The organism is Citrobacter sp. Cpo012 (genome assembly GCF_030333015.1).
Taxonomy (GTDB): domain Bacteria; phylum Pseudomonadota; class Gammaproteobacteria; order Enterobacterales; family Enterobacteriaceae; genus Citrobacter; species Citrobacter portucalensis.
Map to the genome: position 1 here is coordinate 100,222 of NZ_JAOWGR010000042.1, position 21,841 is coordinate 122,062.

Consider the following 21,841-nt stretch of genomic DNA (forward strand, 5'->3'; position numbering starts at 1 on the left):
TTCCTGTTACCCTTCGTGCAGTCCGCACTCACGCTTCAATCCGAAGAAACGCGTCTCTTCTTCCGCCATACCCGGCTCCCATTTGCGGGTGGTGTGGGTATCACCTACCGACAGATAGCCCTGATCCCACAACGGATGGTATTTCAAACCGTATTTTTGCAGATACTGGTAAACCGTACGGTTATCCCAGTCGATGATTGGGAGAACTTTAAACACGCCGCGCTGGATAGCCAGCACCGGCAAATGCGCACGACTGCCCGATTGCTCTCGACGCAGACCGGCAAACCAGGTTTGCGCGTTCAGCTCCTGCAGCGCCCGGTTCATCGGCTCGACTTTGTTGATGTCATTGTATTTTTCAATGCCTTCAACGCCCTGCTCCCACAGTTTGCCGTAGCGCGCTTCTTGCCAGGCCGCACTTTCCTTTGCCCGGTAGACTTGCAGATTAAGCTTAAGCTTGTCCGTTAACTCATCAATAAACTGATAGGTTTCCGGGAACAGGTAGCCAGTATCGGTGAGGATCACCGGGATATCCGGGCGAACCTGATTTACCAGATGCAGGCTCACTGCCGCCTGGATACCAAAACTTGATGACAGTACATATTCACCAGGCAGGTTTTCCAGCGCCCACGCTACGCGATCCTCGGCGCTCAATTTTTCCAGTTGGTCGTTGGTTTGTGCCAACGCCATAACGCGTTCAACTTTCGGCAGTTCGTTCAACGCGTTGAGATCGAGTTTGGACATAAGTTCCTCACTGTTTGCCTTGCCTGATGGCGCTGCGCTTATCAGGCCTACCGATTCAGCAGACCCGATAAGTCAATTTCACATTATTCCCAGAAATCCCGTGCGGGATCGAGCACCGGGCGAATAATGCCCGCACGCACCGTAAAGTCACCGAAGCCTTCACCCGCTTCGCGCTCTTTCGCCCAGCGCCCAATCAGTTCATCCAGCGATGCCAGAATTTCCGGCTCGGTGATGTTCTCTTTAAACATCCGGGGAATACGGGTTCCGATACGGTTGCCCCCTAAATGGAGGTTGTAACGCCCAGGAGCTTTACCCACCAGACCAACTTCCGCCAGCATCGCACGACCACAACCGTTCGGGCAGCCGGTCACACGCATGACAATGTTTTCATCACTCAGGCTGTGCTTCGCCATCAGCGTGTCGATGTTGTCGATAAACGTTGGCAGGAAGCGCTCAGCTTCCGCCATCGCCAGCGGACAGGTCGGGAACGAGACGCAGGCCATCGAGTTTTCACGCTGCGGAGTGACCGCGTTCATTAAGCCACTCTTCTGCGCAATCTTCTCTATCTTCGCCTTTTCACTCTCAGGAACACCGGCAATGATCAGGTTCTGGTTCGCGGTAATGCGGAACTCACCTTTGTGGATCTTCGCGATCTCAAGCAGACTGGTTTTCAGCGGTCGGCCCGGATAATCGAGGATTCGTCCGTTTTCAATAAACAACGTCAGATGCCATTTATTGTCGATCCCTTTCACCCAGCCGATACGATCGCCGCGACCGGTGAACTCGTACGGACGGATCGGCTCAAATTTGATCCCCGCCCGGCGCTCAACTTCAGCTTTAAAGGTCTCAACGCCTACGCGTTCCAGCGTGTATTTGGTTTTCGCGTTTTTACGATCGGTACGGTTACCCCAGTCACGCTGCGTGGTCACCACAGCCTCCGCCACGGCCAGCGTATGCTCAAGCGGCAGATAACCAAACTCGCTTGCCGTACGGGCATAGGTTATCTTGTTGCCGTGCTCAATCGACAAACCACCGCCCACCAGCAGGTTAAAGCCCACCAGCTTGCCGTTTTCCGCAATCGCCACGAAGTTCATGTCGTTGGCGTGCAGATCGATGTCATTCTGCGGTGGGATTACCACGGTGGTTTTAAACTTACGCGGCAGATAGGTTTGACCGAGGATCGGCTCTTCGTCGGTGGTCGCGACTTTTTCCTGATCCAGCCAGATCTCTGCATAGGCGCGGGTACGCGGCAGCAGATGTTCGGAGATCTTTTTCGCCCACTCGTAGGCTTCCGCGTGCAGCTCAGATTCATACGGGTTGGAGGTGCACAGCACGTTACGGTTCATGTCATTGGCGGTCGCCAAAGCGTCAAGCCCGACTGAATGCAGCATCTGGTGTACTGGCTTAACGTTCTTCTTCAGAATGCCGTGAAACTGGAAGGTCTGACGGTTGGTCAGACGAATGCTACCGTATATAGTGTTGTCATGGGCGAACTTGTCGATAGCCTGCCACTGTTTGGTGGTGATCACCCCACCCGGCAGACGACAGCGCAGCAGCATCGCGTGACGCGGCTCCAGCTTTTGCTCGGCACGTTCGGCGCGGATATCGCGGTCGTCCTGCTGGTACATACCGTGAAAACGGATCAGCAGGAAGTTGTCGCCTTTAAACCCGCCGGTCAGGCCGTCGTTTAAATCTTCGGCAATGGTACCGCGCAGATAGTTGCTTTCCAGCTTCATACGCTCAGCGTCGGACAGTTTGCCTTCGACCACCAATGGTCCTGGATGTTTTTCGCTCATTAGTAGACATCTCGCTGATAACGGCGCTCAATGCGCAGCTCACTTAAAAATTCATCCGCCGCTTCGATATCCATACCACCGAATTCGGCAATCACTTCCAACAACGCCTGCTCAACGTCTTTCGCCATGCGATTGGCGTCGCCACAGACATAAATGTGCGCACCGTCGTTAATCCAGCGCCACAGTTCCGCGCCCTGTTGGCGCAGTTTATCTTGTACGTAGACTTTTTCTTTTTGATCGCGGGACCAGGCGAGATCGATACGGCTCAGTACGCCCTCTTTGACGTAACGCTGCCATTCCACCTGATACAGGAAATCTTCGGTAAAGTGTGGGTTACCAAAAAACAGCCAGTTTTTGCCTTCGGCTCCGTCAGCCGCACGTTGCTGCATGAATGCACGGAACGGCGCAATCCCCGTACCCGGTCCAATCATAATTACCGGCGTCTGCGGGTTCGCCGGCAGACGGAAGTTGTCGTTGTGTTCAATGAACACGCGAACTTCACCTTCTTCTTCCACGCGGTCGGCGAGGAAACTGGAAGCACCACCAGCACGGGCGCGACCTTCCATCTCATAACGCACCACGCCCACGGTGACGTGCACTTCGCTTTCCACTTCCGCCTGGGAAGAAGCAATGGAGTACAAACGCGGCGTCAGCGGACGCAGAAGATCAACTAACGCCTGAGCATCCAGTTGTGCCGGAGAGAAGCGCACCATATCGACGATGGGCGTGGTTGCGGCGTAATGCTGCAACTGTGCTTTGTCACCCACTAACGGCAGCAAAGTTTCGCTGCGGGTTAAGGTGGCATAGTTCTCTACGATATTGCCGGTGTTAACCGTCAGCTCGAAATGCCACTGCAACGCTTCAGCGAGCGACAGGGTTTTGCCTTCAACCGTGACCGGCTCATCACCTTTCAGCCACAGCAGTTCAACCAGTTCTTTAACCAGAGCCGGGTCATTCTGATACCAGACGCCCAGCGCATCGCCCGGCTGATAACGCAGGCCGGAATCGCCTAAATCAATTTCAATATGGCGCACGTCTTTTTCAGAGTCGCGGCCGGTAATTTTCTGATTCACCGCAAGCGACGCCGTCAGCGGCGCTTCTTTGGTGTATGGGCTGGTGTGTACTTCATTTACTGCACCGCTCGCGGCAACTTGCACAGACGGTGCCGCAGGCGCACGCGCTTTCAGGACATCAACCAGACGAGCACGCCACTGCGCAGCCGCGGCCAGGTATTCGACATCGGCATCTACACGATCGAGCAGACGTTCACCGCCCAGCTCAGCCAGTTTCGCATCGAAGTCTTTTCCTGCCTGGCAGAAAAACTCATAAGAGGTATCGCCAAGACCAAATACGGCAAAAGCGGTGTTATCAAGCTTCGGCGCTTTTTTCGAGAACAGGAATTTATGCAACGCCACGGCTTCTTCCGCCGGTTCACCTTCCCCTTGCGTCGACGCCACCACGATCAGCAGTTTTTCATTGGCGATTTGTTTGAATTTATAGTCGCCAGCGTTGATGAGAGTGACGTTGAGCTTCGCGGCGATCAGATCATCGCGCAGGGCTTCCGCCACACGGCGCGCATTTCCGGTTTGCGAGGCGGAGATAAGCGTAATGCCTGGCATTTCAGCGACAGGCGCAGGCGCCACCGCGTTGCTGCCAGGCTGCTGATTCAGCACGCCCCAAAAATAGCCAGAAACCCACGCAAGCTGTGCGGGAGTGAAATCGGTCGTGGCCGCCTGAAGGCGTGCCAGTTGCTCCGGGTTTAGCGGTAGCAAAGCGGAAGGTGGGGCCTGTGTCGTCATGCGTTGTCATGTTCCAGTAAGCAAAGCGGATTTCAGCAATAAAACCCAAACTGAAGATAAGGTTAACGGCGGGGATAGTAACAATTAAAGAAGGGATGGAAATAACAAATAACCAAATGGACTAACCTGTTTTAGTTATAGTTATTAACTGCAAAACAGATTATATAAGCATTTGATATATAAATAATTACCAAATATTAACGTCATGAATAAATCGTTCTGATACTCAGCACCCTTTTATACACTAAATAATTTAAGATGCATCGAGGCGGCAACTGAGCAAGTCCCAGGAGCTTACATGAGTAAGTGACTGGGGCGAGCAAAGGCAGCCAACAAAGAAGCAGCTTAAAGAATGACGTGTATAAATAATGATAAAATTTGCTCTTTACGGTACCCTACCGCGGTTTTTCGCATTCTTGAGAGTAAAAAATGTCCACCACCTTGTTTAAAGATTTCACCTTCGAAGCCGCTCACCACCTGCCGCATGTACCGGAAGGGCATAAGTGTGGCCGCCTGCATGGTCACTCATTTATGGTGCGTCTTGAAATTACCGGTGAAGTCGATCCGCATACCGGTTGGATCATGGATTTTGCTGAGTTAAAAGCCGCGTTTAAGCCGACTTACGACAGACTCGATCACTACTATTTGAACGATATTCCTGGCTTAGAAAATCCAACCAGCGAAGTGCTGGCCAAATGGATTTGGGATCAGGTTAAACCTGTGGTCCCTCTGCTGAGTGCCGTAATGGTGAAAGAGACCTGCACAGCGGGCTGCGTATACCGCGGCGAGTGATTATAGGCTTGCCGGATGGCAATGCATCTTATCCGGCCTGCAACGAGCAACAAACTCTGGCCGGGTAAGCGAAACGCCCCCGGCACAGTTATCAGGCAATATTCAGATACTTATGGGTCTGCATCGACAGACGCCAGTTACGCGCAATACAGGTATCAATGCACAAACGCGTCGCATCTTCTTTCTGGCTGATTGGCTGTAAGGCGATGATTCGCGGTTTGTCGTCACTCAACGTCGCCAGCAGTTCATCCAGTGCTTCAATATCGCGGACGCGGCCAACCGGATGCTTGATTTCATTCGCGCGCTCCAGCGCCTGTGACAGCACATCATAGCCACCGCGCATATTCACCTTCGGCGATACGGTCACCCAGGTATTCGGCGTACAGCGTACTTCGTGCGTGCCGCTGGTCTCAATCTGGCAGCTAAAGCCGTTCTTTTCCAGCAGGTCAGTCAGCGGCATCAGGTCATGAATGCAGGGCTCGCCACCGGTGATCACCACGTGACGGGCGGTATAGCCCTGACGCGAAATGACCGCCAGCAGATCTTCGCTGCTCGCAGCACCCCATTTATCGCTTTCTTTGGTCTTGGCCAGGATGCTGTACAGGGAGACTTCCCGATCCTCAAGCTTATCCCAGGTGTGTTTGGTATCGCACCAGGCACAGCCAACCGGGCATCCCTGTAAACGAATAAAAATGGCGGGGACGCCGGTAAAGTAACCCTCACCTTGCAGGGTCTGGAACATCTCGTTAATCGGGTACTGCATAGCGCTCTCAATATGGGGATAAACGATAATTATCGCAGATCCCCGCCAAAGTATCATGCCCCATCGATGCTTTACGAGGCGATCGCTGCGACAAAGCGTGCCGTTATCTGCTGCGGACGCGTGATAGCCCCACCAACCACCACGGTATGGGCACCTAATGCCAGGCATCGTGCAGCACGCTCAGGGGTATCAACGTTCCCTTCCGCCACAACCGGTACGCTAACCGCAGCCAACACATCACGTAAAAAACCGCAGTCGTTTTCCGCCAGCACATGCCCGGCAGTGTCAGCGGTATAACCGTAGAGCGTAGTGCCCACACAGTCAAAACCCAGGCGCTCAGCGGTCACCGCTTCGTCTACGGTGGCAATATCCGCCATCAGCAGTACGGACGGATAGCGAGCACGGATCTGCGTGACCAGTTCTTCCAGCGTTTGCCCACCGGGGCGCGGGCGCGCTGTCGCATCCAGAGCAATAATTTCCGGCTCAACGGTCATCAGTTCATCGACTTCCTGTAAAGTGGCCGTGATAAACACATCGCTACCCGGATAATCACGCTTGATAATCCCAATCACCGGCAGGGAGACGCTCTCTTTGATCGCGCGAATGTCCACCACGCTGTTCGCACGAATACCTACCGCACCGCCCTGCGCTGCCGCCAGCGCCATACGTGACATAATAAACGGGCTGTGCAGGGGCTCATTTTCCAGCGCCTGGCAGGAGACGATTAATTTACCTTTCAGGGAATCCAGTACAGTTTTCATTACGATAAGATCTCTTCGACTTCGTTTTTAATGATGGTGACATGCGGGCCATAAATCACCTGAACCCCGTTGCCGCGAATAATTACGCCACGGGCCCCGGTCGCTTTCAGCGCCGCTTCATCGACCTTGCTGCTCTCTTTCACCGTCACGCGCAGGCGTGTGGCACAACAATCCACCTCTTCCAGATTCTCTTTGCCTCCCAGCCCGGCGATCACTGCCGCAGCTCGCTCACTCTGCGGCAGGCCGGATTCAGTCGGTGCTGCGTTTTCACGACCAGGCGTCAACCAGTTAAAGCGGTTAATCAAATAGCGGAAGGTGAAGTAGTAAAGGAAGAACCACGGGATCCCCACCATGGGGACGTACATCCAGTTGGTTTTAGCTTCCCCCTGTAGCACGCCGAAGAGGAGGAAATCGATAAGCCCACCCGAAAAGGTTTGCCCGATGGTGATATGTAAAATATGCGCGATCATAAACGCCAGACCATCGAAGAAGGCGTGAATGACGTATAACACGGGTGCGACAAACAGGAAGGAGAACTCGATAGGCTCAGTGATCCCTGTCAGGAAAGAGGTCAGTGCCGCAGACAACAGCAGACCGGCGACAAGTTTTCTGTTCTCAGGCTTGGCGGTGTGGTACATCGCCAGACATGCGCCAAGCAGGCCAAACATCATGGTAATGAAGCGCCCTGACATAAAGCGCGAGGTGCCCGCATAGAACTGCTGCGTATTCGGATCGGCAAGTTGCGCGAAGAAAATACGCTGCGTACCTTCAACTAACTGGCCGTTGACGATTTCACTACCGCCAAGCGCCGTCGTCCAGAACGGCAAATAAAAGATATGGTGTAAACCCAATGGTCCGAGCATACGCAGGATGAAGCCATACAACAGCGTCCCCAGATAGCCTGTCGCATCCACCAGACCACCCAGTCCAAAAATGAGTTTCTGGAAATGCGGCCAAACCACCGTCATGATCGCCCCCACGACTATCGCGGCAAGGGAGCTAATAATCGGTACAAAGCGCGAACCGCTGAAGAAACCAAGGAACTGAGGTAATGAGACTTTATTGAAACGGCTATGCAGCGCGCAGGTGACAAGCCCAATCACCACCCCACCGAACACACCCGTTTCCAGTGTCTGAATACCCAGCGTCATCCCCTGGCCTACGGCACCGGGATTCTCGTGTGCCAGCGTTCCGTTGAGCGTCAATAAAGCGTTGATGGTGGCGTTCATCACCAGAAATGCCAGCAATGCCGCAAGCCCAGCGGTGCCTTTATCCGTTTTAGCCAGTCCTACTGCAACACCCACCGCAAAGAGCACCGACAGGTTGGCAAACACAATAGAACCTGCGCTGGTCATGATCGTGAAGATTGCCTGTAACCAGTCAACGTCCAAAAACGGATAAGCAGTCAATGTGTTTGGATTCGACAGCGCGCCGCCAATCCCTAACAACAGCCCCGCAGCGGGCAGTACCGCAATCGGCAGCATGAACGATTTGCCGAACCGCTGTGCCTTTTCGAACCATGCGCCCGATGAAGCGCCGCTAAACATTTGCATCATTTTTTCATCTCTCCGATTAATGATGAAAATTTTTACCATATTTAATATTAATAATGAAAATTTTCATCAAAATTCAGGAAGCCGATCATACTTTTTTAAAATGACTGGCATCTCTCCCCTGCTTTCCGCCACACTATCAACAGAGAAACGCATTAAGGATTTTGCATGTCAGAAAATGAAAACCTGCTGCTGAGATTGCGCCAGGGCGTTGACGGATATAGCCGAACACAGCAGAAGCTGGGAGAGTTTGTGCTCAGCGATCCGGCAAAAGTTGTCTACCTGACGATTACCGAACTGGCGCGTGAAAGCGACACCAGCGAGGCGAGCGTCACACGTCTGTGCCGCGCACTAGGGTGTAAGGGTTATAACGAATTCAAAATGGCGCTGGCACTCGATCTCCAGCAAGGACAGCCGGTAGAGCACAGCGGAGATGAGATTGACAATGTGGTCAATGAATCCGTACAAGCGCTGCAGGACACAGCAAAATTACTCGACAGGACATTACTGGAATCCGCCGCTTTGGCGCTGCATCAGGCCCAGTCGGTACAGATTTATGGCGTAGCGGCCAGCGCTATTCTGGGTGAGTATTTACATTACAAACTCCTGCGCCTCGGCAAACCTGCACAATTGTTCAGTGACATGCATCGTGCAGCCATGAACGCCACAACGCTTAACAAAGACACGCTGGTGGTAGCGATTTCCAGTTCAGGTTCGACGCGCGATCTACTGCATGTCGTTAAACTGGCGCGTAAGCAAGGCGTGCGCGTACTGGCGTTAAGTAATACGCCGCGCAGCCCGTTGGCTTCGCTTAGTGATATTCAACTGGTCGCAGCCAAACCAGAAGGTCCGTTGAGTGCTGGCGCGCTAAACGCCAAGGTGGGAGTGATGCTGTTGGTAGAACTTCTCACCACGTCGCTGATTGCGCTGGATGAAAAGTACGGTGATGTGAGCCAGCAAACGGCGAGTGCAACCCTACCGCTACTGCTTTGAAGCCATCGATGTTTTATCGTTAAGAGTTAAAGAACAGGATTACAAACAATAATGATGGGGACGCCGGCAAAGTTCCCCCTCTTCTTGCTAAGTCTGGAACATCTCATGACTGAATGCTGCTAGCATTCTCAGTCTGAAAATAAGCAAAAATTCTCACAGACTCCGGGAACGGGTTATACGCTGCGACCGTTTAAGGTAAGATTCCCCGGTTCTCATTTAAATCCCTCGTAACTTGATATAAACTTTCCATACTTTAAAATAATTTTTATGAAACCGACAGGTTAACTCAATAACAAAAAACGATAAGCCGAATATTAAAAAAAAGCCCATAGTTCCCTGGAAGATTCTTGTACAATCGAAAAGACAAAAAAAGATATAACTAAAAACAGAATAACATCAACTTTAATGATATTTGCATCTGTCAATAAATAGGCTTTTTGTATATTTACTTTATTTTCATTAGCAAAGCGGATAAGTTTCTGTACTTTATATTCACTTAAACCCGCAAGTTTAATACTTTCAATTAAAGCTTTATCATTCTGATCATATGTTTTGAAGAACATTTCCTTATTCCCTCAATTCGGTCCAGTTAGTACTTTCTCCACCAAGAAGTTGATAAATAGTGAATCCGCTAACTGTATCGCCAATTAACTCATTAGTCCCCCCAACAACTCCCAGGTTTCTCCAGCTGCGAATATAATCTTCCTGTATATAGTGGAATAATTTCCATGAATCTGTTCTCAACATCCGCGTTGAAGCTGAACCGAAAGACAGAATAAGATCTCCCGTTGAAAAAGCAATATCACCATCCTTGTCATCCCCACCCAAAAGCTTTGCTGCCTGGCGGTAGGCATACCTCAAAGGCATTCTCTTAGGATCCTCATGATATAATAAATAATAACCATTTTCCCAAACATTCTCACTTCCCTGCATCATTAAAGGGATCCCATAACTTTTACATGCAGCATCAAGGCTTGCTTTACACAAACCAAACCCACCGATAACTTGCATTGCTCCACTAATGAATCCAACTCGCTTTAATGTTATTGTAAGCGAAGAGTGCCGTCCTCTTTCTCGTTCAGCTATTGCATATAATTTAATAGCCCCCATCCTTAATTGCATATGATATTTAGTTAAAGACATATGGTATTCACGTAATCTATCCATCGCCCTACCGAAATCTAATTTCCCATACCGATATTCATCAAGGCAATCTGATGTAAATCTATTTTCCTCAATCATATATTTTGAACCTATAGCCGGATCATGAATATATTGAAAACTGATATCATAGACAAGCCAGTCAATCTTTTCTTTTTCACGTTGCAAATTCATTAATCCATAACTACTCAAAATAACCTCCTGTTATTTCCCGAACAATTTATATTGAATCTTAATGCTCCAGATTAAATTTGTGACAAAGGGCGTAAAGAAGAGTGAAATGAGACCTACACCAATACAGAAGAGAACGTTTACTATGAAGAAATCTATACCCTCAGAAAGTGATGAAAAAATCACAGCCAATAGCAAAGCCGCACACCAGGCATAATATTTCCAGGCATAGAGAAAAAATGCCCGACTTAAGCTGATATTTTTCAGTTTTGCCAACTTTATCAGGATAGCAGCATCCTTTTTTTTCATGCCCGCTTTCGCCAGTATGTCTTCCAATTCGTTATTCATTCAATATTTCTATTATTGTTAATGATAAATATAAAAAAAACACATACAAAATAATCACATCATTAAATTACTCTTAATAAAATAATAACAAAGTGAGAAAGATCAAATTGTTCATCAAAATTTTCAATTAAGAATAAATTACAGACATAAAAAAACCCGCCGCAGCGGGTTTTTACGTTAAGAGTTAAAGAACAGGATTACGCCTGACCTTTGATCTCTTTACGACCGTTGTAAGGTGCTTGTTCACCCAGAGCTTCTTCGATACGAATCAGCTGGTTGTACTTAGCAACGCGGTCAGAACGGCTCATAGAACCAGTTTTGATCTGGCCTGCAGCGGTACCAACAGCCAGGTCAGCGATGGTAGCGTCTTCAGTTTCACCAGAGCGGTGAGAGATGACAGCGGTGTAGCCAGCGTCTTTCGCCATTTTGATCGCAGCCAGAGTTTCGGTCAGAGAACCGATCTGGTTGAATTTGATCAGGATGGAGTTAACGATGCCTTTTTCGATGCCTTCTTTCAGGATCTTGGTGTTAGTTACGAACAGATCGTCACCAACCAGCTGGATTTTGTCGCCCAGTACTTTAGTCTGGTATGCGAAACCGTCCCAGTCAGACTCGTCCAGACCATCTTCGATGGACACGATCGGGTACTGTTTGGTCAGTTCTTCCAGGAAGTGAGTGAATTCTTCGGAGGTGAATGCTTTGTTGCCTTCGCCAGCCAGAACGTATTTACCGTCTTTGTAGAATTCAGAAGCTGCACAGTCCATCGCCAGGGTGATATCTTTGCCCAGCTCGTAGCCAGCTGCTTTAACCGCTTCAGCGATTACAGCCAGAGCTTCAGCGTTGGAACCCAGGTTCGGCGCGTAGCCACCTTCGTCACCAACTGCAGTGTTCATACCTTTAGCTTTCAGAACTTTAGCCAGGTTGTGGAACACTTCAGAACCCATACGAACGGCTTCTTTCAGAGTCTTAGCGCCAACCGGCTGAATCATGAATTCCTGGATGTCGACGTTGTTGTCAGCGTGCTCACCACCGTTGATGATGTTCATCATCGGAACCGGCATGGAGTATTTACCCGGAGTACCGTTCAGTTCAGCGATGTGTGCATACAGCGGCAGGCCTTTTGCAGCAGCAGCTGCTTTGGCGTTCGCCAGGGACACAGCCAGGATGGCGTTTGCACCGAAGTTGGATTTGTTTTCAGTACCGTCCAGATCGATCATGATCTTGTCGATGCCAGCCTGATCTTTAGCATCTTTACCCAGCAGAGCCTGAGCAATTGGGCCGTTAACAGCTGCAACAGCTTTCAGTACGCCTTTACCCATGAAACGGGATTTGTCGCCATCGCGCAGTTCCAGTGCTTCGCGGGAACCAGTAGAAGCACCTGACGGAGCTGCTGCCATACCAACGAAACCACCTTCCAGGTGTACTTCGGCTTCAACAGTCGGGTTACCACGGGAGTCGATGATTTCACGACCGATGATTTTAACGATTTTGGACATTAGATTTTCCTCAGTACAAGTTAAACTAAAACTCCAGACAAACAATGCACCCTAATGGGTGCATTGCCGTTCTAACTTATTTACTTCTTACTTCGCCTGACGCTTCTGATGTTCACTGGCGGCTTTCACAAAGCCGGCAAACAGCGGGTGCCCATCACGTGGCGTGGAAGTAAATTCCGGGTGGAACTGACAGGCCACGAACCACGGATGATTCGGTACCTCAATGATCTCGACCAACTGATCATCACCGGAACGGCCTGCAATACGCAGACCCGCAGCTTCAATCTGTTTCAACAGCATATTGTTGACTTCGTAACGGTGGCGATGGCGTTCAACAATTGTCGGCGCGCCGTACAGCTGACGAACCAGGCTATCGTCGCTCAACTGACACTGCTGCGCGCCAAGGCGCATTGTGCCGCCCAGATCGCTCTTCTCGGTACGGACTTCGACGTTGCCGTCTTCATCGCGCCATTCGGTAATCAGGGCCACCACCGGGTACTTACAGTCTGGCACAAATTCCGTGGAGTTGGCGTTGTCCATACCCACTACGTTACGTGCAAACTCAATCAACGCAACCTGCATACCCAGGCAAATGCCCAGATAAGGAATATTGTTCTCACGCGCAAAGCGCGCCGTCGCGATTTTACCTTCAACACCGCGGTAGCCGAAGCCGCCCGGGATCAGGATTGCATCAAGACCTTTCAGGATCTCAACGCCACGCGTTTCGACATCTTGCGAATCGATCAGCTTGATGTTGACGGTGACACGATTCTTCAGACCACCGTGCTTCAGCGCTTCGATAACTGACTTATAGGCATCCGGCAGTTCAATGTACTTGCCGACCATACCGATAGTCACTTCGCCTGCCGGATTCGCTTCTTCGTAGATAACCTGTTCCCATTCTGACAGATTAGCTTCCGGACAGTTCAAGCTGAATCGTTTACAAATATAATCGTCAAGGCCCTGAGATTTCAACAGGCCCGGGATTTTATAGATGGAATCGACATCTTTCAGAGAAATCACCGCTTTTTCCGGAACGTTACAGAACAATGCAATTTTTGCACGTTCATTAGCCGGAACTGCGCGATCGGAGCGGCAAATCAGGATATCTGGCTGAATACCGATAGAAAGCAGCTCTTTTACAGAGTGCTGAGTCGGTTTAGTTTTGACTTCACCTGCCGCCGCCATGTACGGAACCAGCGTCAGATGCATAAACAGCGTGTGCTCACGGCCAATTTCTACGGCCATCTGGCGAATCGCTTCAAGGAACGGCAGAGATTCGATATCCCCAACGGTTCCGCCGATTTCGACCAGAACAACATCATGACCTTCACCGCCTTCCAGAACGCGCTCTTTAATGGCATTCGTGATGTGCGGGATAACCTGAACTGTTGCGCCCAGGTAGTCGCCACGGCGCTCTTTACGCAGAACGTCGGAGTAGATACGACCCGTAGTGAAGTTGTTGCGGCGGCTCATTTTGGTACGAATGAAACGCTCATAGTGACCCAGGTCCAGGTCGGTTTCAGCGCCGTCTTCGGTAACGAACACTTCCCCGTGTTGGATTGGGCTCATAGTACCTGGATCGACGTTGATATACGGATCCAGTTTCATCATGGTTACATTGAGGCCACGGGCTTCAAGAATGGCTGCCAGGGAGGCTGCGGCAATGCCTTTTCCCAGAGAGGATACGACCCCGCCGGTCACAAAAATATAGTTCGTTGTCATGCTGGACCTGAGAAGTTAGGGTGAAACGATGGAATTACCAAGACGGGAAAGTAGTATACCCGAACATGACGAGCGCCACAAACTTTCATTATCCCCTCTCCTTCGTTCTTCAAGCCGCACCGGTGTTGGCTTCCTTCACTCACCCCAGGAACATAGCATTTCTATGTTCCTGGGGATTCTTTCAGTCGCCGCCTTGTTGCGACTCGAATAACTCGAAGAGGCAGTATACAAGGTGTTTCATCAACATAACGGGAAGAGAAAATAGCCTCTTTTGGGTAAATGTTTTTGACGTAAATCAAGCGCTTGTTATTTAAAAAATCACACAAATCGCCCTTGACCGACGAAATCCCTTAGAGATCAATTTCCTGCCGTTTTACCTGTTGCCAGACTTCTTCCATAGTTTCCAGATCAACACCAGTCATTTCCAGACCGCGCGAAGCCACAATTCGCTCAACTTCACGAAAACGCCGCTCAAACTTCTCGTTCGCTTTCTGCAATGCGGTCTCTGCTTTAGTGCCTAAATGCCGGGCCATATTAACCGTAGCAAACAGCAGATCGCCCATTTCCTCCTCCAGTTTAGCCTGGTCGACAACAGCCTGCTTAGCCTCAAACATGACTTCGTCGATCTCTTCGTAAACCTTGTCGACAACCGGTCCTAACGTTTTCCAGTCGAAGCCAACATTTGAGCAGCGTTTCTGGATTTTTTGGGCGCGCATTAATGCCGGTAAACTGCGGGGAATATCGTCGAGTGCGGAATGCTGTGCCTTCTGGGCGCGTTCTTCACTTTTGATTTTTTCCCAACGGGTCAAAACCTCAGTACTGTTACTGGCAGAAACATCAGCAAAAACATGTGGATGACGGCGTTCAAGTTTATCGCTTATCGCAGCACAAATATCATCAAAGTTGAAGCGTCCTTCTTCCTGCGCCATCTGAGCGTAAAACACCACCTGGAACAGCAGGTCGCCCAGCTCTCCGCGCAGGTCGTCAAAGTCTTCACGCGCAATCGCGTCCAGCACTTCATAGGTTTCTTCGAGGGTGTAAGGGGCAATAGTGGAGAATGTCTGCTCTTTGTCCCACGGACAGCCGTTCTCCGGGTCGCGCAGGCGCTGCATAATACCGAGCAGTCGGTCGATTTGATTCATTGGAATGTCCTGAAATTTCAATACAGTAGACCGGATAAGGCGATAGCCGACATCCGGCAACATAGCAATGCCTGATGGCAACGCTAACGCGTCTTATCAGGCCTACAAGGTTATCCGGCCTACAAAATAATTAATTACCGTGCAAGCGACGTGCGTCGATCACATCCGGTACCTGGTTCAGCTTGCCGAGCACGCGCCCGAGCACCTGCAGGTTATAAATTTCGATGGTCATATCGATGGTGGCCAGCTGTTGTTTGGTATCACTTCGGCTGGCAACTCCCAGCACGTTCACCTTCTCGTTGGCGAGAATCGTAGTGATATCACGTAACAAGCCGCTGCGATCGTTGGCCTGGACGCGAACCACCAGCGAATACCCTGCCGAGTAGCTTTCACCCCAGACTGCATCAACAATACGTTCCGGCGCATGGGAGCGCAGCTCAGCCAGCTGTTCACAATCCGCCCGGTGCACGGAAATACCGCGTCCCTGGGTAATAAACCCGACAATCTCATCGCCTGGAATCGGCTGGCAGCAGCGGGCGATGTGGTGCATCAGGTTACCTACCCCTTCCACCACCACACGACCGTCGTCTTTACGACGGCTCTGCGGTGCCTGCGTTTTCTGCTGAAGCTGTTTCAGCGCGGCGGCATCCTGTTCGGCAGCGCTTGGCTTATTAAACTGCGCCTGCAGGAAGTTCACCATTTGGTTGAGGCGGATGTCTCCTCCGCCAATCGCCGCCAGCAACTCGTCCAGCTCATTGAAGCTGTAGCGCGGCAGCAGGTGTTTTTCCGCCTCTTTCAGGCTGATACCTAAATGCGCCAGTTCATCGTCGAGGATCTGGCGACCAGCAAGGATGTTTTTGTCGCGGTCCTGTTTACGGAACCAGGCGTGGATCTTCGAACGCCCACGACTGGTGGTTACGTAGCCAAGGTTAGGATTCAGCCAGTCGCGGCTTGGGTTTGGCTGTTTCTGGGTGATAATTTCAATTTGATCGCCCATCTGCAGCTGGTAGGTAAACGGTACGATGCGCCCACCAATTTTCGCGCCAATGCATCGATGCCCCACATCGCTATGAATGTGGTAAGCAAAATCGAGCGGCGTGGAGCCCGCAGGTAAGTCTACAACGTCCCCTTTTGGCGTAAAGACGTACACGCGGTCATCAAAGACCTGGCTACGGACTTCATCCAGCATTTCACCGGAATCCGCCATCTCTTCCTGCCAGGCGATCAGCTTACGCAGCCACGCAATACGATCTTCATGACCAGAACGCGCCGCGCCTGAAGCGGTGCCCTCTTTGTACTTCCAGTGCGCCGCGACGCCCAGTTCGGCATCTTCGTGCATCTGTTTTGTACGGATCTGAATTTCGATGGTTTTCCCGCCCGGCCCCAGTACAACAGTATGGATTGACTGGTAGCCATTGGGTTTCGGATTAGCAACGTAATCATCGAACTCATCCGGCAGATGGCGATAGTGAGTATGTACTATCCCGAGTGCGGCATAGCAGTCCTGTAAACGCTCTGCCACGATACGCACTGCGCGTACATCGAACAGTTCATCGAAGGCCAACTGCTTTTTCTGCATTTTGCGCCAGATGCTGTAGATATGCTTCGGACGTCCATACACTTCGGCTTTGACGCCTTCCGTTTTCATCTCTGAGCGCAAATGACCGACGAACTCATCAATGTAATGTTCCCTGTCGATACGACGTTCATGCAGCAGCTTGGCTATGCGTTTGTATTCAGCCGGATGCAGATAACGGAAGCAATAATCTTCCAGCTCCCATTTTAATTGCCCGATTCCCAAACGGTTGGCCAGCGGTGCATAGATATTGGTGCACTCTTTTGCCGCCAGAACGCGTTCATCTTCCGGCGCATCTTTCACTTCACGCAGATGGGCAATCCGCTCTGCCAGCTTGATGACCACACAGCGGAAGTCATCCACCATTGCCAGCAGCATGCGACGGACGTTATCGACCTGCTCGGAAGAAACTGAATCGGTATGCGTGGCTTTAAGCTGGCGTATCGCCGCCATATCACGCACACCGTGGATAAGATGAACAATGGATTTGCCCACGCTCTCGCGCAGGATGTCTTCACTGACCACGTTGGCATCAGCCAGAGGGAACAGCATTGCTGCACGCAGCGTGTCGATATCCATGCTCAACATGGAGAGAATTTCTACCATCTCCACGCCACGCCACAGCAGCAGATCCGCATCCGGATGCCCCTGTGTCTGCTGGAGGCAGTACGCCCAGGTTTCGGCTAAGCGTTCACACGACTGCTGGCTGGAGATCCCCAGACTCGCGATCCATTTCTTTGGATCAAACTCACCAGCTTTATTTATATGTGCACTTCTTACCGCAACCATTGTCCTCTCCTTAAGGGGCCAGGCCTGTCGAAGTCGACAAGCCCTACCCATTGTCTTTCATGCTGCATTACAACCCGAAATCCAATGGGTACAAAATTCATTACAAACGCTCAAACAGGACCATTGATTCCAGGTGTCCAGTGTGCGGAAACATATCGAGCATCGCCAGTCGCCGTATGGCGTATCCAGCGTTGAGCAAAGCATCGCTGTCACGAGCCAGCGTTGCTGGGTTACAGGATACATAAACAACGCGTATAGGTTCTAATTTTATAATATGTTGCATCACACCTGCAGCCCCCGCACGCGCAGGATCGAGCAATACTTTGTCGAATCCGTTTTTCGCCCACGGCTGTCGGGTAACATCTTCCTCAAGGTTTTCATGAAAGAATGTCACATTGTGTAATCCGTTATTCAGCGCGTTTTCTCGGCCTTTTTCCACCAACGCAGGAACACCTTCTACGCCAACCACGCTTGCTGCCCGAGTTGCCAGCGGTAGGGTAAAATTTCCCATTCCACAGAACAGATCGAGTACACGATCTTCAGGTTGCACATCGAGCCATTCCAGCGCACGGGCGACCATTTGTTGGTTTACCCCTTCATTGACCTGAATAAAATCGCGCGGGCTGAAGGTTAACCGTAGTCCATTTGAATCATACCAGGGCGATTCTTCTGATATTGATTCCAGTATCTCGCTTTGCGGGGCCAGAAACAAAGACAGCCCCTGAGAATGCGAAAAGCATTCCAGTTTTTCTTTATCCGCAGCACTCAATGGCGCCGTGTGGCGCAAAATCATCAGGGTTCCGCTTCCCGCCTGTACCAGCTCAACATGGCCTAGATGGCGTAACCCTTGCAGACTTTCCAGACACGCTCTGAGATGGGGCAATAACGCCTCAAGCTGGGGCACCAAAATAGGGCATTGTTTGACATCGATAATGTCGCTGGAACCGGATTTGCGAAACCCCATCTGCAATTTTTGTTCTTTTGGCCGATAGTTCAGGCTCAAACGTGCGCGACGACGATAGCCCCACGGGGCATCAGCTATGACATCCGACACCTCACATTTCATTAAACGCGACAACGCCGCGCTTTTGCTACGCTGCTGCAATGAGATGCTGGCATGCTGCTGCTGGCAACCGCCGCACACGCCAAAATGCGGGCAACGTGGCACTTCACGCTGTGGGCTGTCGTTTAAACGTCGTTTTACTTGCGCGCGGGCAAACTGTTTTTTATCTTCGGTAATCACCACCTCGGCGCTTTCCTGGGGTAGCAATTCCGGTATAAACAACGCCTTTCCGTTATGGCGAGCGACGCCCTGACCAAAAGGATCGAGGTCATTGACGGTAACGGTTATGATCTGACGCGTCGTCACGCGTCGTTTTGCAGAGTAGAATTGCGCCATCGACGAGATATTTCTCTATTTAACAGTGTGACCCTAATTGTCCCATAACGGAACTCCATGACCAACTACAGCCTGCGCGCACGCATGATGATTCTGATCCTGGCCCCGACCGTCCTGATAGGTTTGTTGCTCAGTATCTTTTTTGTTGTGCATCGCTATAACGACTTGCAGCGTCAACTGGAAGATGCTGGTGCCAGCATCATTGAACCACTCGCGGTCTCCAGCGAATATGGCATGAACCTGCAAAACAGGGAATCCATCGGCCAGCTTATCAGCGTGCTGCATCGTCGCCATTCCGATATCGTGCGGGCAATTTCTGTTTATGACGAAAATAACAGACTGTTCGTCACCTCAAATTTTCATCTCGATCCGTCTGAAATGCAGTTGGCGACAGGTTCACCGTTTCCCCGGAAGCTGAGCGTCACCCGGCACGGGGATATCATGATCCTGCGAACCCCTATTATATCGGAAAGCTATTCACCGGATGAATCCGCCGTAAGCGACGCCAAAAACACCAAAAATATGCTGGGGTATGTGGCGCTTGAGCTGGACCTTAAGTCCGTACGATTGCAGCAGTACAAAGAGATCTTTATCTCCAGCGTAATGATGCTGTTTTGTATTGGTATTGCGTTAATTTTCGGCTGGCGTCTGATGCGCGACGTGACCGGCCCGATTCGCAATATGGTGAATACCGTTGACCGAATACGTAGAGGACAGCTCGACAGCCGCGTGGAAGGTTTCATGCTGGGCGAGCTGGATATGCTTAAAAATGGCATCAACTCGATGGCCATGTCTCTCGCGGCCTACCATGAAGAGATGCAGCACAACATCGATCAGGCCACCTCTGACCTGCGCGAAACGCTGGAGCAGATGGAAATCCAGAACGTCGAGCTGGATCTGGCGAAGAAACGCGCCCAGGAAGCGGCACGTATTAAGTCTGAGTTTCTGGCAAACATGTCCCACGAGCTGCGAACACCGCTGAATGGCGTGATTGGCTTCACCCGTCTGACGCTAAAAACCGAGCTCAACACCACACAGCGCGATCACCTGAATACCATTGAACGCTCGGCTAACAATCTGCTGGCCATCATCAATGATGTACTCGACTTCTCCAAACTTGAGGCGGGCAAGCTGATTCTGGAAAGCATTCCGTTCCCGCTGCGCAGCACGCTGGATGACGTCGTTACGCTGTTAGCGCATTCATCCCATGATAAAGGGCTTGAGCTGACGCTGAATATTAAGAATGACGTACCGGACAACGTCATCGGTGACCCGTTGCGTTTGCAGCAGGTGATCACCAATCTGGTCGGCAACGCCATCAAATTTACCGAGGGCGGCAACATCGACATTCTGGTCGAGAAGCGAGCCCTTAGTAACACGAAAGTGCAAATTGAAGTACAAATCCGCGATACCGGGATCGGTATTCCTGAGCGCGATCAATCCCGCCTGTTCCAGGCTTTCCGTCAGGCGGATGCCAGTATTTCCCGGCGTCATGGCGGAACCGGGCTAGGTCTGGTCATTACGCAAAAACTGGTCAACGAAATGGGTGGAGATATCTCCTTCCACAGCCAGCCTAACCGGGGTTCCACGTTCTGGTTCCATATCAGCCTCGATCTCAACCCTAACGTTATCGTTGACCGCTCAACCACGCTCTGTCTTGCCGGTAAACGACTGGCCTACGTCGAACCTAACGCCACCGCCGCACAATGCACGTTAGATATCTTGAGTGAAACACCGCTGGAGGTGATTTACAGCCCTTCGTTCTCCGGGTTGCCAGCGGAGCACTACGACATTCTGTTGCTGGGCATTCCGGTCACTTTGCGCGAACCACTCACCATGCAGCATGAGCGGCTGGCGAGCGCAGCAGCGATGACCGACTTCCTGTTGCTAGCCTTGCCTTGTCATGCACAAATTAACGCAGAGAAATTGAAACAGGGCGGCGCGGCGGCGTGTCTGTTGAAACCTCTCACCTCAACCCGCTTACTGCCTGCGCTGACAGAGTATTGTCAGCTAAACCACAGCGCGGATCCGCTGCTGTTAGATGAAAGCAAAATTGCGATGACCGTCATGGCGGTAGACGACAACCCGGCGAACCTCAAGCTGATTGGCGCATTGCTGGAAGATAAGGTACAGCACGTCGTGCTGTGTGACAGCGGGCATCAGGCGGTGGATCGCGCCAGACAAATGCCGTTTGACCTGATCCTGATGGATATTCAGATGCCAGACATGGACGGTATTCGCGCCTGCGAACTAATCCACCAGCTTCCTCATCAACAGCAGACACCGGTCATTGCGGTCACCGCACACGCCATGGCCGGGCAGAAAGAGAAGCTGCTCAGCGCCGGGATGAACGATTACCTGGCGAAGCCTATCGAGGAAGATAAGCTGCATAATCTGCTGTTACGTTACAAACCGGGCGCAAGCACATCGCTGCGGGCACTCACCACAGAACCTCTTGAGCCGGTCGTCAATCCGAACACGACGCTCGACTGGCAACTGGCATTAAGGCAAGCCGCGGGTAAGAACGATTTGGCGCGGGATATGCTGCAAATGCTGATCGATTTTCTGCCTGAGGTGCGTAACAAAATCGAAGAGCAACTGGTCGGAGAGAACCCCGAAGGGCTAGTGGATATGATTCACAAGCTGCACGGCAGTTGCGGTTATAGTGGTGTCCCCCGCATGAAAAACCTGTGTCAGCTCATTGAACAACAGCTACGCAGTGGAACCAAAGAAGAAGAGCTGGAACCTGAGTTTTTAGAGCTTCTGGATGAGATGGACAACGTTGCACGCGAAGCGAAACGGATATTGGGGTGATATTCGCCGGATGCGGCGTAAA

Annotated in this window: 17 protein-coding genes; 3 read left to right on the forward strand and 14 right to left on the reverse strand. The window is 51.2% G+C overall.

Annotated features, from left to right (window positions below; genetic code table 11):
- Window positions 1-6: 6 nt before the first annotated feature.
- The 3 genes from cysH to cysJ form a co-directional block, all read right to left on the reverse strand.
- The gene (gene cysH / locus OGX90_RS18740; protein WP_060683316.1) at window positions 7-741 is read right to left on the reverse strand and encodes a phosphoadenosine phosphosulfate reductase; all 735 of its coding nucleotides are present in this window, start codon (window positions 739-741) and stop codon (window positions 7-9) included.
- Window positions 742-824: 83 nt separating this feature from the next.
- A complete protein-coding gene (gene cysI, locus OGX90_RS18745) occupies window positions 825-2,537 on the reverse strand; it encodes an assimilatory sulfite reductase (NADPH) hemoprotein subunit (RefSeq protein WP_286624498.1) in 1,713 nt (570 codons plus the stop codon).
- The gene (cysJ, locus tag OGX90_RS18750) at window positions 2,537-4,336 is read right to left on the reverse strand and encodes an NADPH-dependent assimilatory sulfite reductase flavoprotein subunit (RefSeq protein WP_234692755.1); all 1,800 of its coding nucleotides are present in this window, start codon (window positions 4,334-4,336) and stop codon (window positions 2,537-2,539) included. Before cysJ ends, cysI begins: the two co-directional genes overlap by 1 nt.
- Window positions 4,337-4,765: 429 nt before the next feature.
- On the opposite strand from cysJ, the gene queD reads away from it, so the two are divergent.
- Complete coding sequence (gene queD / locus OGX90_RS18755) at window positions 4,766-5,128, forward strand: 6-carboxytetrahydropterin synthase QueD (protein WP_003825707.1); 363 nt, start codon at window positions 4,766-4,768, stop codon at window positions 5,126-5,128.
- Between the two features lie 91 nt (window positions 5,129-5,219).
- Here queD and queE read toward each other — a convergent pair whose 3' ends face one another.
- The 3 genes from queE to OGX90_RS18770 form a co-directional block, all read right to left on the reverse strand.
- Entirely contained in the window at window positions 5,220-5,891 is a 672-nt protein-coding gene (queE, locus tag OGX90_RS18760; RefSeq protein WP_003034139.1) for a 7-carboxy-7-deazaguanine synthase QueE, read from the reverse strand.
- Window positions 5,892-5,962: 71 nt separating this feature from the next.
- Window positions 5,963-6,652: an N-acetylmannosamine-6-phosphate 2-epimerase gene (locus OGX90_RS18765; RefSeq protein WP_032944829.1), complete on the reverse strand. Its 690-nt coding sequence runs from the start codon at window positions 6,650-6,652 to the stop codon at window positions 5,963-5,965.
- Window positions 6,652-8,208: a maltose/glucose-specific PTS transporter subunit IIC gene (locus OGX90_RS18770; protein ID WP_234692756.1), complete on the reverse strand. Its 1,557-nt coding sequence runs from the start codon at window positions 8,206-8,208 to the stop codon at window positions 6,652-6,654. The genes OGX90_RS18765 and OGX90_RS18770 overlap by 1 nt, the downstream gene beginning before the upstream one ends.
- A 165-nt stretch (window positions 8,209-8,373) precedes the next feature.
- Here OGX90_RS18770 and OGX90_RS18775 point away from each other — a divergent pair, with 165 nt between their 5' ends.
- Window positions 8,374-9,198 carry a MurR/RpiR family transcriptional regulator gene (locus tag OGX90_RS18775; protein ID WP_153686786.1) on the forward strand — a complete coding sequence of 275 codons (825 nt, stop codon included), beginning with the start codon at window positions 8,374-8,376 and terminating at the stop codon, window positions 9,196-9,198.
- Between the two features lie 314 nt (window positions 9,199-9,512).
- Here the strand turns inward: OGX90_RS18775 and OGX90_RS18780 are convergent, their stop codons facing one another.
- From OGX90_RS18780 to rlmD, 8 genes are all read right to left on the reverse strand, one after another.
- Complete coding sequence (locus OGX90_RS18780) at window positions 9,513-9,761, reverse strand: hypothetical protein (RefSeq protein WP_234692757.1); 249 nt, start codon at window positions 9,759-9,761, stop codon at window positions 9,513-9,515.
- Window positions 9,762-9,765: 4 nt separating this feature from the next.
- Entirely contained in the window at window positions 9,766-10,551 is a 786-nt protein-coding gene (locus OGX90_RS18785; protein ID WP_234692758.1) for a DUF4225 domain-containing protein, read from the reverse strand.
- Window positions 10,552-10,563: 12 nt separating this feature from the next.
- Window positions 10,564-10,878 carry a hypothetical protein gene (locus tag OGX90_RS18790; protein ID WP_071445298.1) on the reverse strand — a complete coding sequence of 105 codons (315 nt, stop codon included), beginning with the start codon at window positions 10,876-10,878 and terminating at the stop codon, window positions 10,564-10,566.
- Window positions 10,879-11,075: 197 nt separating this feature from the next.
- Entirely contained in the window at window positions 11,076-12,374 is a 1,299-nt protein-coding gene (gene eno, locus OGX90_RS18795; protein WP_003034129.1) for a phosphopyruvate hydratase, read from the reverse strand.
- 87 nt (window positions 12,375-12,461) lie between these two features.
- Window positions 12,462-14,099, reverse strand: a complete 1,638-nt coding sequence (gene pyrG, locus OGX90_RS18800) for a glutamine hydrolyzing CTP synthase (RefSeq protein ID WP_003034127.1) — start codon at window positions 14,097-14,099, stop codon at window positions 12,462-12,464.
- 350 nt (window positions 14,100-14,449) lie between these two features.
- Window positions 14,450-15,241, reverse strand: a complete 792-nt coding sequence (gene mazG / locus OGX90_RS18805) for a nucleoside triphosphate pyrophosphohydrolase (protein ID WP_003825693.1) — start codon at window positions 15,239-15,241, stop codon at window positions 14,450-14,452.
- 130 nt (window positions 15,242-15,371) lie between these two features.
- On the reverse strand, window positions 15,372-17,606 hold the full coding sequence (gene relA, locus OGX90_RS18810) for a GTP diphosphokinase (RefSeq protein ID WP_003825690.1): 2,235 nt from the start codon (window positions 17,604-17,606) through the stop codon (window positions 15,372-15,374).
- 100 nt (window positions 17,607-17,706) lie between these two features.
- Window positions 17,707-19,005 carry a 23S rRNA (uracil(1939)-C(5))-methyltransferase RlmD gene (gene rlmD, locus OGX90_RS18815; protein WP_008785684.1) on the reverse strand — a complete coding sequence of 433 codons (1,299 nt, stop codon included), beginning with the start codon at window positions 19,003-19,005 and terminating at the stop codon, window positions 17,707-17,709.
- Window positions 19,006-19,062: 57 nt separating this feature from the next.
- On the opposite strand from rlmD, the gene barA reads away from it, so the two are divergent.
- Window positions 19,063-21,819, forward strand: coding sequence for a two-component sensor histidine kinase BarA (gene barA, locus OGX90_RS18820; protein ID WP_234692760.1), 2,757 nt, complete (start codon window positions 19,063-19,065; stop codon window positions 21,817-21,819).
- Window positions 21,820-21,841 lie beyond the last annotated feature (22 nt).